General features: G+C 35.2%; 14 protein-coding genes. 13 read left to right on the forward strand and 1 reads right to left on the reverse strand.

The genetic code is table 11. The annotated features are described in order from the left end of the window. Positions 1-143 precede the first annotated feature (143 nt). The 11 genes from paaB (at position 144) to H8K90_RS14005 (ending at position 10,712) form a co-directional block, all read left to right on the forward strand. Positions 144-431 carry a 1,2-phenylacetyl-CoA epoxidase subunit PaaB gene (gene paaB, locus H8K90_RS13955; RefSeq protein WP_173280079.1) on the forward strand — a complete coding sequence of 96 codons (288 nt, stop codon included), beginning with the start codon at positions 144-146 and terminating at the stop codon, positions 429-431. A gap of 27 nt (positions 432-458) precedes the next feature. Next, a complete protein-coding gene (gene paaC, locus H8K90_RS13960; protein WP_315970283.1) occupies positions 459-1,289 on the forward strand; it encodes a 1,2-phenylacetyl-CoA epoxidase subunit PaaC in 831 nt (276 codons plus the stop codon). 79 nt (positions 1,290-1,368) lie between these two features. After that, positions 1,369-1,869 (forward strand): 1,2-phenylacetyl-CoA epoxidase subunit PaaD, encoded by a 501-nt coding sequence (gene paaD / locus H8K90_RS13965; RefSeq protein WP_186846612.1) that lies wholly within the window; start codon positions 1,369-1,371, stop codon positions 1,867-1,869. Between the two features lie 83 nt (positions 1,870-1,952). Continuing rightward, a complete protein-coding gene (locus tag H8K90_RS13970; RefSeq protein ID WP_186846613.1) occupies positions 1,953-2,738 on the forward strand; it encodes an enoyl-CoA hydratase-related protein in 786 nt (261 codons plus the stop codon). 56 nt (positions 2,739-2,794) lie between these two features. After that, positions 2,795-3,730, forward strand: a complete 936-nt coding sequence (locus H8K90_RS13975) for a threonine ammonia-lyase (protein ID WP_186846614.1) — start codon at positions 2,795-2,797, stop codon at positions 3,728-3,730. Between the two features lie 93 nt (positions 3,731-3,823). Continuing rightward, a complete protein-coding gene (locus tag H8K90_RS13980; RefSeq protein ID WP_186846615.1) occupies positions 3,824-4,978 on the forward strand; it encodes a 3-hydroxyacyl-CoA dehydrogenase NAD-binding domain-containing protein in 1,155 nt (384 codons plus the stop codon). Continuing rightward, on the forward strand, positions 4,979-5,383 hold the full coding sequence (locus H8K90_RS13985; RefSeq protein ID WP_186846616.1) for a hotdog fold thioesterase: 405 nt from the start codon (positions 4,979-4,981) through the stop codon (positions 5,381-5,383). A 90-nt stretch (positions 5,384-5,473) separates the two neighbouring features. Continuing rightward, a complete protein-coding gene (gene pcaF, locus H8K90_RS13990; protein WP_186846617.1) occupies positions 5,474-6,685 on the forward strand; it encodes a 3-oxoadipyl-CoA thiolase in 1,212 nt (403 codons plus the stop codon). A 129-nt stretch (positions 6,686-6,814) separates the two neighbouring features. Further along, positions 6,815-9,352, forward strand: coding sequence for a phenylacetic acid degradation bifunctional protein PaaZ (gene paaZ / locus H8K90_RS13995; RefSeq protein ID WP_186846618.1), 2,538 nt, complete (start codon positions 6,815-6,817; stop codon positions 9,350-9,352). A gap of 2 nt (positions 9,353-9,354) precedes the next feature. Continuing rightward, the gene (locus H8K90_RS14000; RefSeq protein ID WP_186846619.1) at positions 9,355-10,113 is read left to right on the forward strand and encodes an enoyl-CoA hydratase/isomerase family protein; all 759 of its coding nucleotides are present in this window, start codon (positions 9,355-9,357) and stop codon (positions 10,111-10,113) included. Positions 10,114-10,115: 2 nt separating this feature from the next. Further along, complete coding sequence (locus H8K90_RS14005) at positions 10,116-10,712, forward strand: acyltransferase (protein ID WP_186846620.1); 597 nt, start codon at positions 10,116-10,118, stop codon at positions 10,710-10,712. A gap of 89 nt (positions 10,713-10,801) precedes the next feature. On the opposite strand, the gene H8K90_RS14010 is transcribed toward H8K90_RS14005, so the two are convergent. Then, positions 10,802-11,278, reverse strand: coding sequence for an Lrp/AsnC family transcriptional regulator (locus H8K90_RS14010; RefSeq protein ID WP_186846621.1), 477 nt, complete (start codon positions 11,276-11,278; stop codon positions 10,802-10,804). 199 nt (positions 11,279-11,477) lie between these two features. Between H8K90_RS14010 and H8K90_RS14015 the strand changes: the two genes are divergently transcribed. Then, the gene (locus H8K90_RS14015) at positions 11,478-12,764 is read left to right on the forward strand and encodes a dihydrolipoamide acetyltransferase family protein (protein WP_246457776.1); all 1,287 of its coding nucleotides are present in this window, start codon (positions 11,478-11,480) and stop codon (positions 12,762-12,764) included. A gap of 88 nt (positions 12,765-12,852) precedes the next feature. Next, positions 12,853-13,920 carry a branched-chain amino acid aminotransferase gene (locus H8K90_RS14020; RefSeq protein ID WP_186846622.1) on the forward strand — a complete coding sequence of 356 codons (1,068 nt, stop codon included), beginning with the start codon at positions 12,853-12,855 and terminating at the stop codon, positions 13,918-13,920. Positions 13,921-14,091: the final 171 nt, after the last annotated feature.

The raw sequence follows: 14,091 nt of genomic DNA on the forward strand, positions 1-14,091 counted from the left end.
TAAAACTCTAAAAGAAGTTTTAAAAATTCCTCATTTCAACTTGAACTTTTGGTTCGTTTTGTTTCAAGACAAAATGAACATAAAGAAAAAAGAAAAAAGAAATATAATTAACAAGATACCTGTTTTCACAGGCATTAGAAATTATGTCAACAAAAAATTGGCCCTTATGGGAAGTCTTCGTAAGAAGTAAAAACGGATTAGAACACAGACACTGCGGAAGTTTACACGCTGCAGATGAAGATATGGCTTTAGAAAATGCACGTGATGTATACACAAGACGAAGTGAAGGTGTTAGTATTTGGGTGGTAGAATCTAAGCACATCACAGCATCTAATCCTGAAAATAATGGCGAAATGTTTGAGCCTGCTCAAGACAAAGTATATCGTCATCCAACATTTTACGATTTACCAGACGAAGTAAAACATATGTAAAATTCCTGCGAAAGCAGGAATCTCAAAATTGAATCTAAATGTCATTCAGAGTGTCACACTGAGCGCAGTCGAAGTGTAAGCGATGAATCTCAACAAAGAAACATGAAAAACGAAAACTTATACAATTACATCCTAGGCATCGCAGACAACAGTCTTATCCTCGGTCAAAGATTAGGAGAACTTACAGGTCATGGACCAAGCCTAGAAACAGACATCGCTTGCACAAATATTTCATTAGACTTATTCGGTCAAGTACGCAGCTACTTTCAATATGCTGCAAAAATTGCAGGAGATGAAAGAACAGAAGATGATATTGCAATGCTTCGTAAAGAACGTGAATACAAAAATGTATTACTTGTAGAACAACCTAATACAAATTTTGCCTACACATTAGGACGTCAGTTTTTATTCGATGTTTATCACTTAGCGTTTTTAAAAGAATTACAGAAAAGTGCAGATTTAACCTTATCAGCTATCGCTAATAAGTGTATCAAAGAAGTAAGTTATCACGAACGTTTTTCTTCAGATTGGGTAAAACGTTTAGGAGATGGAACAGAAGAAAGTAGAGCCAAGATGCAAGAAGCTATAAATGATTTGTGGACGTATACAGATGAATTGTTTCATCAAACAGAAGCAGATAAAACAATGGTAGCAGAAGGAATAGGTGTTGATGTTACCAAATTAAAAGAAGCCTATTATAAAAATGTTAGTGATTTATTGCTAGAATCTACTTTAGAAGTACCAGAATCTAAATACTTTCAAAAAGGAGGAAAGCAAGGTATTCACACAGAACATTTAGGGTATTTATTAAGTGATTTGCAATACATGCAAAGAACCTATCCTAATATGGAATGGTAAAATTCCTGCGAAAGCAGATATTTCATAAATTAAAACCAAATGTCATTCAGAGCGAAGCGAAGAATCTCATTTAGATAAAATGACAACAACAGAACAAAACATAGATCAAATCTTAATTCCAATTCTGGAAAAAGTATCTGATCCAGAAATTCCAGTATTATCCATCATGGACATGGGAGTGGTACGTTCTGCTGTTATTGAAAATAATATTGTAAAAGTTGAAATCACACCAACTTACAGTGGTTGTCCAGCAATGGATGTGATTGGAGACGATATAAAAGTAGCTTTAAAAAAAGCAGGATACGAATCCAAAATTGATTTGATTTTGCATCCAGCTTGGACAACCGATTGGATAACACCAAGAGGTCGTAAAGCATTAGAAGATTACGGAATTGCAGCACCTTTAAATGCAGAAGCAGATAAAGACGTGCTATTAAACGGAAAACGATTAGTAAAATGTACTAATTGTGGTTCCACAAATACAAGATTAGTAAGTCAGTTTGGTTCTACAGCATGTAAAGCACAATTTCAATGTGATGATTGCCAAGAACCTTTTGACTATTTTAAATGTTTAAAATAATGTCATTTAGAGCGAAGCGAAGAATCTCTTAATAATAGATAGTTACGTCTTTCGTATTCCCAATGACAAAGAATTTATAAGGTATGAGTAATAATTCAATTCTTTTAAAAATTGAAAACAAAGTAGCGTATATCACGCTAAATAGACCAGAAGTATTCAATAGTTTCAATCGTGAAATGGCATTTTTATTACACGATACATTAGACACTTGCGAAAAAAACGAAGATGTAAGAGCAATTGTGCTTACAGGAAACGGAAAAGCGTTTTGTGCTGGACAAGATTTAAAAGAAGTTACAGATCCAGATTTAAATCCAGGATTCAAAAAAATATTAGACGAACATTATAATCCAATTATCACCAGAATTCGTGCTATCAAAAAACCAATTATTGCAGCAGTCAATGGTGTAGCAGCAGGAGCAGGAGCCAATATAGCTTTAGCGTGTGATGTAGTTGTCGCTCATGAAAAAGTAAGCTTCATTCAAGCCTTTAGTTTAATTGGTTTAGTGCCAGATAGTGCAGGAACGTTCTTTTTACCAAGACTTATTGGATTTCAGAAAGCATTAGCACTAGCAATGTTAGGTGATAAAATTGGAGCTGAAGAAGCAGAAAAAATGGGAATGATTTATAAATGTGTTCCAACTGAAGAATTCCAAGAAACAATTAATAAGCTAGCTGTAAAACTAGCAAATATGCCAACCAAAGCATTAGGTTTAATTAAAGAATTATTCAATAAATCCATGACAAACGATTTAGAATCGCAATTAGCTTTAGAATCTAAATTACAAATAGAAGCAGCACAAAGCAATGATTATGCAGAAGGCGTGGCAGCATTTATAGAAAAACGTCAACCAAAATTCAAAGGGAACTAGATTAACGTTAGTTCGAGTGATATTGTTTTTTTAGCAATTTTGTATCGAGAACAAATATGAATAAACAAACTCTCATAGAAGTTCACAACCGAATAAAACCCTTTATTCACAAAACACCTGTGTTAACATCGCAGTTGTTAAATGAAAAAGCAGGTTGTAACTTGTTTTTTAAATGTGAGAACTTTCAGAAAATGGGAGCATTTAAAATGCGAGGAGCTGCAAATGCCATTTTATCACTTTCAGAAGAAGAAAGACAACGAGGTGTGGTGACACATTCGTCAGGTAATTTTGCACAAGCCGTTTCATTGGCAGCTCAGAAATTAGGAGTTAAAGCTTATATTGTAATGCCAGAGAATGCACCTCAAGTCAAAAAAGATGGTGTTAGGACGTATGAAGGAGAAATCATAGAATGTGAATCGACACCTCAAGCAAGAGAAGCAACTGCTAATAGCATAAAAGAAGAAAAAGGAGCGACATTTTTACATCCATCAAATCAAGATGAGGTAATTTATGGAAACAGTACAGCAGCAATTGAGCTGTTAGCAGAACAACCAAATTTAGATGTAATTTTAACACCAGTTGGAGGTGGAGGATTAATTGCAGGCACAGCGTTGGCAGCACACTATTTTTCAAACAACTGTAAAGTTATTGGAGGAGAACCTATGGAAGCAGATGATGCGTATCGCTCACTAATTTCAGGTAAAATAGAAACTAACGAGAGTTTTCATACCGTTGCTGATGGATTAAGAACGAATTTAGGAGACCGAAATTTTCCAATTATTCAAAAGTATGTCGATAGGATAATCCGAGTTGAAGAAGACGAAATTATAAGTGCCATGAAACTAATTTGGGAACGCATGAAGATTATTATAGAACCTTCATGCGCTGTTCCTTTTGCAGCAGTTTTAAAAAACAAAGAAGAATTTAAAAATAAAAACATCGGCATTATTTTGTCTGGAGGTAATGTAGATGTGACAAACCTACCATTTTAGGTTTGTCATCCTGAACTCGTTTCAGGATCTTATAAAAAAGAAACAGTTTTGTCATTCCTGCAAAGGCAGGAATCCACAATAAAAGTAAAGACTATGAACATAGGAATTATAGGTTCAGGAACCATGGGAAGTGGTATTGCGCAAGTCGCAGCAACTTCTGGTTGTACAGTTAAATTATACGATACTAATCAAGCAGCATTGGATAAAGCTAAAGCTAGTCTTGAAAAAATATTAAATCGTCTTATTGAAAAAGGACGAATAGATACTGAAGAAAAAAACAGAATTCAATCTAATATTTCATACGTCGATACTTTAAAAGATCTAGCAGATTCTAACTTAACGATTGAAGCAATAATTGAAAATTTAGAGATTAAAAAGAAAGTCTTTTCAGAATTAGAAAGTTATGTTGCAGACGATTGTATCATCGCTTCAAACACATCAAGTTTGTCAATAGCATCAATAGCGGCCTCATTACAAAAACCAGAACGTTGTGTAGGAATTCATTTTTTTAATCCTGCACCTTTAATGAAATTAGTTGAGGTTATTCCTGCCATTCAAACGTCTAAAGAAGTTCTTGATAAGTCGATTCAAACGATTTCCGATTGGAAAAAAGTAGTAGCAGTTGCCAAGGACACACCAGGATTTATAGTCAACAGAGTGGCAAGACCATTTTACGGAGAATCATTAAGAATTTATGAAGAAGGTATTGCAGATTTTGCAACCATAGATTACAGTTTAAAAAGTTTAGGAGGTTTCAGAATGGGGCCATTTGAACTTATGGACTTTATAGGAAACGATGTCAATTACACCGTAACCGAAACTGTTTTTACTGCATTCTATTTCGATCCAAGATACAAACCAGCATTCACACAAAAACGTTTTGCTGAAGCTGGTTACTTAGGACGCAAATCGGGAAAAGGTTATTATGATTATTCTGAAGGAGCAGTAAAACCAGAACCAACAAAAGATGCAGCATTATCTGAAACTATTTTCAACAGAGTTTTAGTCATGCTAATAAACGAAGCAGCAGACGCACTATTTTTAAACATTGCATCAGCAGAAGATATAGATAATGCAATGACCAAAGGTGTTAATTATCCAAAAGGATTACTGGCTTGGGCAGACGAAAAAGGCATCGATTGGTGTGTTGAACAGTTAGATGCTTTATACAACGAATATCATGAAGATAGATACCGTTGTAGTCCGCTATTACGAAAAATGAACAGAGAAAATAAAACCTTTTTTTAAATGAAAGGCGAAGCCATTCCACATAAAATGCTATCTCAAGATGCATATAGCACTTGGCTAGGAATAGAAATCCTAGAATGCGAAATAGGTCGCTGCAAAGTAGCAATGACTGTAAGAAAAGAAATGCTAAATAGCATGAATAAAGCACATGGAGGCATTAGTTATTCATTAGCAGATACAGCTTTCGGGTTTGCAGCAAACACACATGGTAAATATGCAGTGTCTATAGAAACAAGTATTAACCATATTGAAGCATTAGAAGAAGGTGATTATTTAACAGCAGAATCTGTAATAGAAACCGTAAAGAATAAATTAGGCTTCAATATTATTGAAGTAAAACGAGGAGATGAAATGGTTGCACTTTTTAAAGGTGTAGTTTATAGAACTCAAAAAGATTGGGAATAGAATTCCTGCGAAGGCAGGAATCTCATTAATTGTAATGAGATTATAAATTGAAGTAAAATTAAACAGACACCCACTTTCGTGGGCATAATTATGAAAGAAGCATACATAATAGACGGAATTAGAACACCAATAGGAAGCTACAAAGGAACCTTAGCTGCTGTTCGTACAGACGATTTAGGCGCATTAGTAATTCAAGAAATTGTAAAACGAAATCCAAACATCCCAAAAGAAGCTTACGACGATGTGATAATGGGTTGTGCAAACCAAGCAGGAGAAGACAATCGTAATGTAGCACGTATGTCTTCGCTTTTAGCAGGCTTACCGTTTACAGTACCTGGCGAAACAGTAAATAGATTATGTAGCTCAGGATTATCAGCAATTATTCACGCAAATCGTGCTATAAAAGCAGGTGATGGCGACGTATTTATTTCTGGAGGAGTGGAGAATATGACGCGTGGACCATACGTCATGGCAAAACCGTCATCAGCATTTGGAGGCGATTCTAAAATGTATGATTCTACTTTCGGATGGCGATTTGTAAACCCGAAAATGCACGAGATGTATGGTACAGACGGCATGGGAATGACTGCGGAAAACCTGGTCGAAAAATATAATATCTCAAGAGAAGACCAAGATAAGTTTGCGCATTGGAGCCAAATGAAAGCTTCTAAAGCTCAAGAAAACGGCCGCTTAGCAAAAGAAATAGTCACTGTAGAAATTCCGCAACGTAAAAAAGATCCTATTCAATTTTCAAAAGATGAATTTGTAAAATCAACAACATCTTTAGAAGTTTTAGGAAAGCTAAGAGCAGCTTTCAAAAAAGAAGGCGGAAGCGTAACCGCAGGAAATTCTTCTGGATTAAATGATGGGGCAGCTGCAACTATTATTGCATCCGAAGATGCAGTGAAAAAGTATAATTTAAAACCATTAGCAAGAATTGTAAGTTCTGCAGTGGTTGGTGTAGAACCTAGAATCATGGGTATTGGTCCTGTGCAAGCCTCTAATAAAGCATTAGAAAAAGCAGGTTTAACCATGGACGATATCGATATTATTGAGCTTAACGAAGCTTTTGCAGCTCAAGCTTTAGCTTGTACTAGAGCTTGGGGATTAGCAGATGATGATTCTAGATTAAACCCAAATGGAGGCTCGATTGCAATTGGTCATCCATTAGGTGTTACAGGAGCGAGAATAGCATATTCAGCAGCATTAGAGTTGAAAGAGCAAAACAAACGCTATGCATTAATCACCATGTGTATTGGTGTTGGTCAAGGTTATGCGGCAATTATTGAAAGAGTAGAATAAAGAAATTAGAAAATAGGCGATTCAGTTATAGGTTTTAAAACTGTGGAACAAGTTTTAAAAATTTCTCATTTCAACTTGAATTTTTGGTTCGTTTTGTTTCAAGACAAAATGAACATAAAGAAGAAATAAATGAAAAAAATACAACACTACGTCCAAGGACAATGGACAACAGGTAAAGAAGAAGGAACACCAATTTTAGATGCTGTAACTGGCGAAGCTTTTACAAGTGTTGCTATTGAAGGTTTAGACGTTCCAGAAATTCTTAACTACGGACGAACAAAAGGAGGAAAAGTCCTTCGTAAAATGACCTTCCAAGAGCGTGGAAACATGCTTAAAAAATTAGCATTGTATTTGACCAAAAGAAAAGATGCTTTTTACGACTTAAGTTATAGAACAGGAGCAACAAAAGTAGATAGTTGGATAGACATCGAAGGTGGTTTTGGTAACTTATTTGCCAACGCATCATTACGTAAGTTATTTCCAAATCAATCGTATCATGTAGAAGGTGATGCTATCGATTTATCTCGTGGTGGACGTTTTATGGCACATCATATTATGGTGCCTAAAAAAGGTGTTGCAGTTCATATTAACGCATTTAATTTCCCGGTTTGGGGAATGTTAGAAAAATGTGCAGTAAACTGGATGGCAGGAGTTCCGGCAGTAGTGTTGCCAGCACCTTCGTCTTCGTATTTAGCAGAAGCAGTTGCAAGAACCATTATAGATTCTGGAATTTTACCAGAAGGCGCTTTGCAAATCATAAACGGAACGGTTAAAAATATTCTAGATACCGTAGAATCTCAAGATGTAGTCACTTTCACGGGTTCTGCACAAACTGGACGATTACTAAAAGCGCATCCAAGATTAATTGAAGAATCGGTACCTTTTACTATGGAAGCCGATTCTTTAAATGCTTCTATTTTAGGAGAAGATGCAGTGCCTGGAACACCAGAATTCGATTTGTTTATAAAAGAAGTCAGAAAAGAAATGACGGTTAAAGCTGGACAAAAATGTACAGCAATTCGTAGAATTATTGTTCCAGAAAAATTAGTTGATGATGTGCAAACTGCATTAGCAAAACAATTGGATAAAGTCACTATTGGAGACCCAAGATTAAAAGAGGTTAGAATGGGCTCTTTAGTCAGTCATCAACAAGTACAAGCTGTTCGCGATTCGGTAAATGATTTGTCAAAAGAAGCGCGAATAGTTTATGGAAGTTTAGATAAAATTGAAACTATTGGTGCAGATGTTAAAAAAGGTGCTTTTATTAGTCCGATTTTATTGCGAGCAGATAACCCATTTCAAAACACCGTTATTCATGAGCGTGAGGCATTTGGTCCAGTAAGTACCATAATGCCTTATAAAAATCTAGATGAAGCTATAACTTTAGCGCAAATGGGAAAAGGGTCACTAGTGTCTTCAATCGCTACAAACGATGATAATATTGCAAAAGACTATGTGATAAATGCTGCATCTCATCATGGAAGAATTTTAGTGTTAAACAGAGAAAGTGCGAAGCAAAGTACAGGTCATGGTTCGCCATTACCATATTTAGTACATGGAGGTCCAGGACGTGCTGGTGGAGGCGAAGAAATGGGAGGAATACGTGGTATTAAACACTATTTACAACGTACAGCCATTCAAGGTTCGCCAACAACAATTACTGAAATTACTGGAATTTATCAACAAAATTCAGAATACAAGGAAGCAGAACAGCATCCGTTTCAATACCATTGGGAAGATATTCAACCAGGAATGTCTTTAAAAACACACAAGCGAACTTTAACAGATAATGATATTCAAAATTTTGCCAATTTAACTTGGGACCATTTTTATGCGCATACTGATATTACTTCGTTAGATGGAAGTATTTTCGAAAAGAGAACAGCGCATGGATATTTTATTATTTCTGCAGCAGCAGGATTGTTTGTGTATCCAAATAAAGGACCTGTAGCAGCTAATTATGGTTTAGATAGTATTCGTTTTTTACGACCATTATATCATAACGATACCATTTATGTACGTTTAACGTGTAAAGAAAAAGTAGATAGAGATGTAGCTTCTGCAGAACACCCAAGCGGAATCGTAAAATGGCACGTTGAGGTATTTGATGCTAATTTTGAAAACCGTCCGGAAAGTCAGAAAACCGAAAAAGATAGTCCGTTAGTCGCTGTTGCAACCATTTTAACAATGGTTCAGAAAAAACAAGACACCTTTGTCGAAATGACAGAAGATAAAATTACGGAATGTCTTTCTAATTTAAATGCAGATGCAAAACCAAAATGGGGAATCATGACACCACAACACATGATTGAGCATTTAGAATATACCTATAAGATAGCTTCCGGAGACATTCAAGATTTTGAGATTGCAACACCATCAACCATTTTAGATAAAGTGCATAATAGTTTATGGAACTATGATAAGTTTCCTAAGAATAGTCAATTTCCACAATTAGAAAAAAATACTTTAGAACCTTTAAAGCATTCCGATTTAGCAACAGCTATTGAAAAGTTTAAAGCACAACGTGAAAAGTATTTAGAGTTTTTTAAAGAAAACCCAGAAGCTAAACTAAAGAATTTAGTTTTCGGAGAATTGAATAAATACGAATCGTATTTATTAGAAAGAAAACACCTTAACCATCATTTTGAACAATTTGGATTAATATAATTATGTCAGAAAAAGAGCCATACGTTAAAATAAAAATAGAAAACGAAGTAGGATACATAGAATTTTTTCATCCTGCTCATAATTCGTTACCTGGAGATGTTTTAGCAGAATTAGCACAAACTATAACAGATGCAGGAACTAACGATGCTATTAAAGTAATCGTGCTTAAAAGCGGAAAAGACAGAACATTTTGCGCTGGAGCAAGTTTTAAAGAGTTAATAAATATTGATGACAAAGCAACTGGGAAAGTTTTCTTTTCAGGCTTTGCTAACGTGATTAATGCGATGCGTAAATGTCCAAAATTTATCATTGGTCGCATACAAGGTAAAACCGTTGGTGGTGGAGTAGGATTAGCAGCTTCAACAGATTATTGTATGGCTTCAAAGTTTGCAGCCATCAAGTTAAGTGAGCTAAATATTGGTATTGGGCCATTTGTAGTTGGACCAGCAATAGAGCGTAAAATAGGTTTAAGCGGAATGTCGCAAATCGCAATTGATGCTAATACATTTTATCCAGCAGAATGGGCTAAACAAAAAGGTTTGTTTACACATGTATTTGAAAGTAACGAAGAACTAGATGAAGCTGTTAAAACAACCGCGGAACATTTATGCACCTACAATACTGATGCTATGCGAGAAATGAAAAAAGTATTCTGGCAAGGTACAGACCATTGGGATGATTTGTTAGCAGAACGTGCTGCAACTAGTGGAAGATTGGTGTTGTCTGATTTTACAAAAGAAAAATTAAAGAGTTTTAAATAAATATGATTTATTCATTTAAAGGTTACACACCAGTTGTTCACAAATCAAGTTTCGTGCATCCTTTGGCTGCAGTAACAGGAAATGTCATTATTGGTAAAAACTGCTACATTGGTCCAGGAGCTGCTATTCGTGGAGATTGGGGACAAATCATTTTAGAAGATGGTGTCAATGTTCAAGAAAACTGTACTGTTCATATGTTTCCTGGTAAGTCCATCACACTTAAAGAAAGTGCACATGTTGGTCATGGAGCTATTATTCATGGTGCTAATCTTGGCAAAAACTGTCTCATAGGAATGAATACTGTAATTATGGATGATGCTGAAATTGGTGATGAATGTATCGTTGGAGCTATGTCATTTGTAAAAGCCGAAACAAAGATTCCATATCGAAGTTTAGTAGTTGGTAATCCAGCAAAAATTATTCGTGGTGTAACGGCTGAAATGATTGCTTGGAAAACTAAGGGTACGGAATTGTATCAAAAGCTGCCCAAGGATTGCCACGACAGTTTAGAAGCTGTTGAACCATTACGTGAAGTGCCAGAAAACATGAAAATGCAAGATGATGTTTATAAAACACTTGGTGAAACATTTAAAAAATAAATAATATCAGTTATTCTTAAGAGGGAACTTTAGGGCTATGATTTAGATGAAGAATATAACTTTAACTATGATATTGTTGTGATTTGAACTTATAGCACTCGACTCAAATCAATTTCATTAGTCTCTTTACTCGTCGATAAAGCAATTAAACTCTGAACATTACCCAAATAGGGCAACAATGTCAATTTAGAAATTATAAAAGTTTCATATGCTTCAATATCTTCAACCACCAATTTCAATAAATAATCAAAATTTCCGCTGACTCTGTGGCATTCTATAACTTCAGGAAAATTGTTAATCTCCTTTACAAATTTTTCCAAATAACTTCTGGTATGACCTTGCAAGGTTATGCCTATAAAAACGGTTAACTTCAAGCCAATTTTCTTGTTGTTTAGAATTGCAACATATTTTTCAATATAACCTTCCTTTTCTAATTTTTTAATGCGCTCAAAAATTGGTGACGTTGTCATTCCGAGTTCTTTAGCAATACTCTTTGTGGTTCTGTTACTATTTTTCTGAAGTATTGTTAACAGCTGTGTGTCTATTTTATCGAGTGTATGTGGCATAGAAAATTAGTTTTTTTGAAGCTATAAATTTAATAATTAAAAGTTAAAAAAACTTCATAATTGTTTATAAAAAGAATATTATTCTTTTTAATATTAAATTAAAAGTTTTTAACAATTGAATAATTTGATATGTATTATCTTTAATTCTTAAATTGTAAACAATAATAGCTTGATGACTTTTGAACTTAAGATGCCCAAAATGGGTGAGAGCATAACTGAAGGTACTATTATTAATTGGTTAGTAGCTGAAGGAGATGTATTTGACGATGGCGATATTATCCTCGAAGTAGCTACAGACAAAGTAGATAATGAAGTGCCTGCACCAGCATCTGGTACATTGATAAAAACATTGTTTCAAGCTAAAGATGTTGTTCCCGTTGGAGAAGTTATCGCAATTCTTGAAATTTCAGAAGAAGTAAAATCTTCAGTTAAGAAGCCTGTCATTTTAAATGAAAAATCAATTCCGAAGAAAAAAGCTCAAAAACCTAATTCAAGATTAAACCTTTCTCAAAAAGAAGAAGTCAACAGTATTTCTTCCCCTTTGGGGAAGTCAGAAGAGGCTCTTTTCTTTTCACCATTAATCATCAAAATAGCAAAAGAACACCATATTAGTTTTGAAGAATTGGCTCGTATTCCAGCAACAGGTCACGAAGGCAGATTACGTAAAAGTGATGTGTTTCAATATATAGAAGAAGGACGACCATTTAAGTTCGCGCAACCAGTAGCCGAAAAAGATCCAACTGCTTATCGTATTCCACAATTGCAATTCGATAAAGGCAATGGAAAAGTGATTGAAATGGATCGCATGCGCCAAATGATTGCAGACCATATGGTGTATTCTAAGCACACGTCGCCACACGTTACGGCTTATGTTGAAGCAGATATGACAAATATGGTCAACTGGAGAAATGCAAACAAAGTCGCTTTTCAAGAAAAGCATGGCGAACGCTTAACCTTTACACCATTATTTGTAGAAGCAGTCGCGAAAGCCGTAAAAGACTTTCCAAATATTAATGCTTCAGTAGATGGCAACAACATCATCGTAAAAGAAGATATCAATATTGGTATGGCAACTGCTTTACCAAGTGGAAATTTAATAGTGCCTGTGGTGAAAAATGCAGATACTAAGGATTTAAAAACCATTGTTGCTAATGTCAATGAACTAGCCAATAAAGCAAGAGAAAACAAATTAGCGGGTGACGATATTAAGGGAAGCACCTTCACAATTTCAAACGTAGGCACCTTTGGTAGTGTTATGGGAACACCAATTATCAACCAACCAGAAGTAGCCATTTTAGCATTAGGTATCATTAAAAAACGACCAGAAGTTATCGAAACCGAAAATGGAGATGAAATAGCTATAAGAAGCATGATGTATTTATCTCTGTCTTTTGACCATCGTGTAGTTGATGGCTTTTTAGGAGGAAGTTTTGTCCGTCGAGTAGCCGATTATTTTGAACAATTTGATGTCAATAGAATAATATAACCCGTTTTGTCATTCCTGCGCAGGCAGGAATCCACAATAAAAAATTAAGTTTAATTAATGAGATACCCACTTTCGTGGGCATAAAATTATGAAACACAATATATTAATCACTAAAGTAGAAAAATCAAAAGTTGAAAATATTGACTTCAACAACATACCATTAGGCACAACCTTCACAGACCACATGTTTATTTGCGATTATAATAATGGAGTTTGGGAAAATCCAAGAATAGAACCTATGGGAATGATACCTACACATCCTGCGGCCATGGCCTTGCATTATGGACAAGCCATTTTCGAAGGGATGAAAGCCACTGTAGATACCAATGGAAATCCAATGCTTTTTAGACCATCAAAAAATGCATCACGATTAAATTTTAGTGCTGATAGAATGGGAATGCCATCTTTTCCAGAAGATCTATTTGTAGAAGGTTTAAAACAATTAGTCGATTTAGAACGAAATTGGATTCCACCAACAGATGGAAGCGCTTTGTATTTAAGACCGTTCATGTATGCAGACGAAGCCTTTATTGGTATGCGCGCAGCAACTCATTTTAAGTTTATAATTATGGCGTCACCAGCAGGTCCATTTTTTAGTAAACCAATAAAATTATGGGCAGAAAACAAATATATTCGTGCAGCTTCAGGTGGAACGGGAGAAGCTAAAGCCGCAGGAAATTATGCTGCAGCCATTCGTCCAACAGAATTAGCAAAAGCCAAAGGGTACGACCAAGTACTGTGGCTAGATGCCGTTGAGCATAATTATATTCAAGAAGTTGGTACCATGAATATTTTCTTTAAAGTCAACGGAAAATTCATCACGCCAAAACGCGATGGTTCCATTTTAGATGGCATTACCAGAATGAGTGTTATCGATATTTTAAGAGATAAAGGATTCGAGGTGACAGAAAGAGCAATTACCATTCAAGAAATACGAGATGCTTCAATTGATGGAAGTTTAGAAGAAGCCTTTGGGACAGGAACGGCAGTTGGCATTGCTTACATTAAAGAAATAGCCATGGGAGAAAAAACCATTCATGTATCAGACGAACATCCTGTTGGATTAGAGGTGAATAACACTCTTAACGCTATAAAAACAGGTAAGATTGAAGATAAATTTAATTGGATGGTTAAAGTAGAGAACGAATTAGTTTAAAATTTTATGTATCGAGAAGTTAATCAAAAAGTTCTCGATACAAAATTGCAGAAAAAGCAATTTCACTCGAACTGACGAGAAGTTGTCATTCCTGCGAAAGCAGGAATCTACATTGAAATAAATACGATAAAATAGATTCCTGCCGACGCAGGAATTAAAAAAAACCGCATT

Origin of the sequence: Winogradskyella echinorum (assembly GCF_014297365.1) — a bacterium.
GTDB classification, from domain to species: domain Bacteria; phylum Bacteroidota; class Bacteroidia; order Flavobacteriales; family Flavobacteriaceae; genus Winogradskyella; species Winogradskyella echinorum.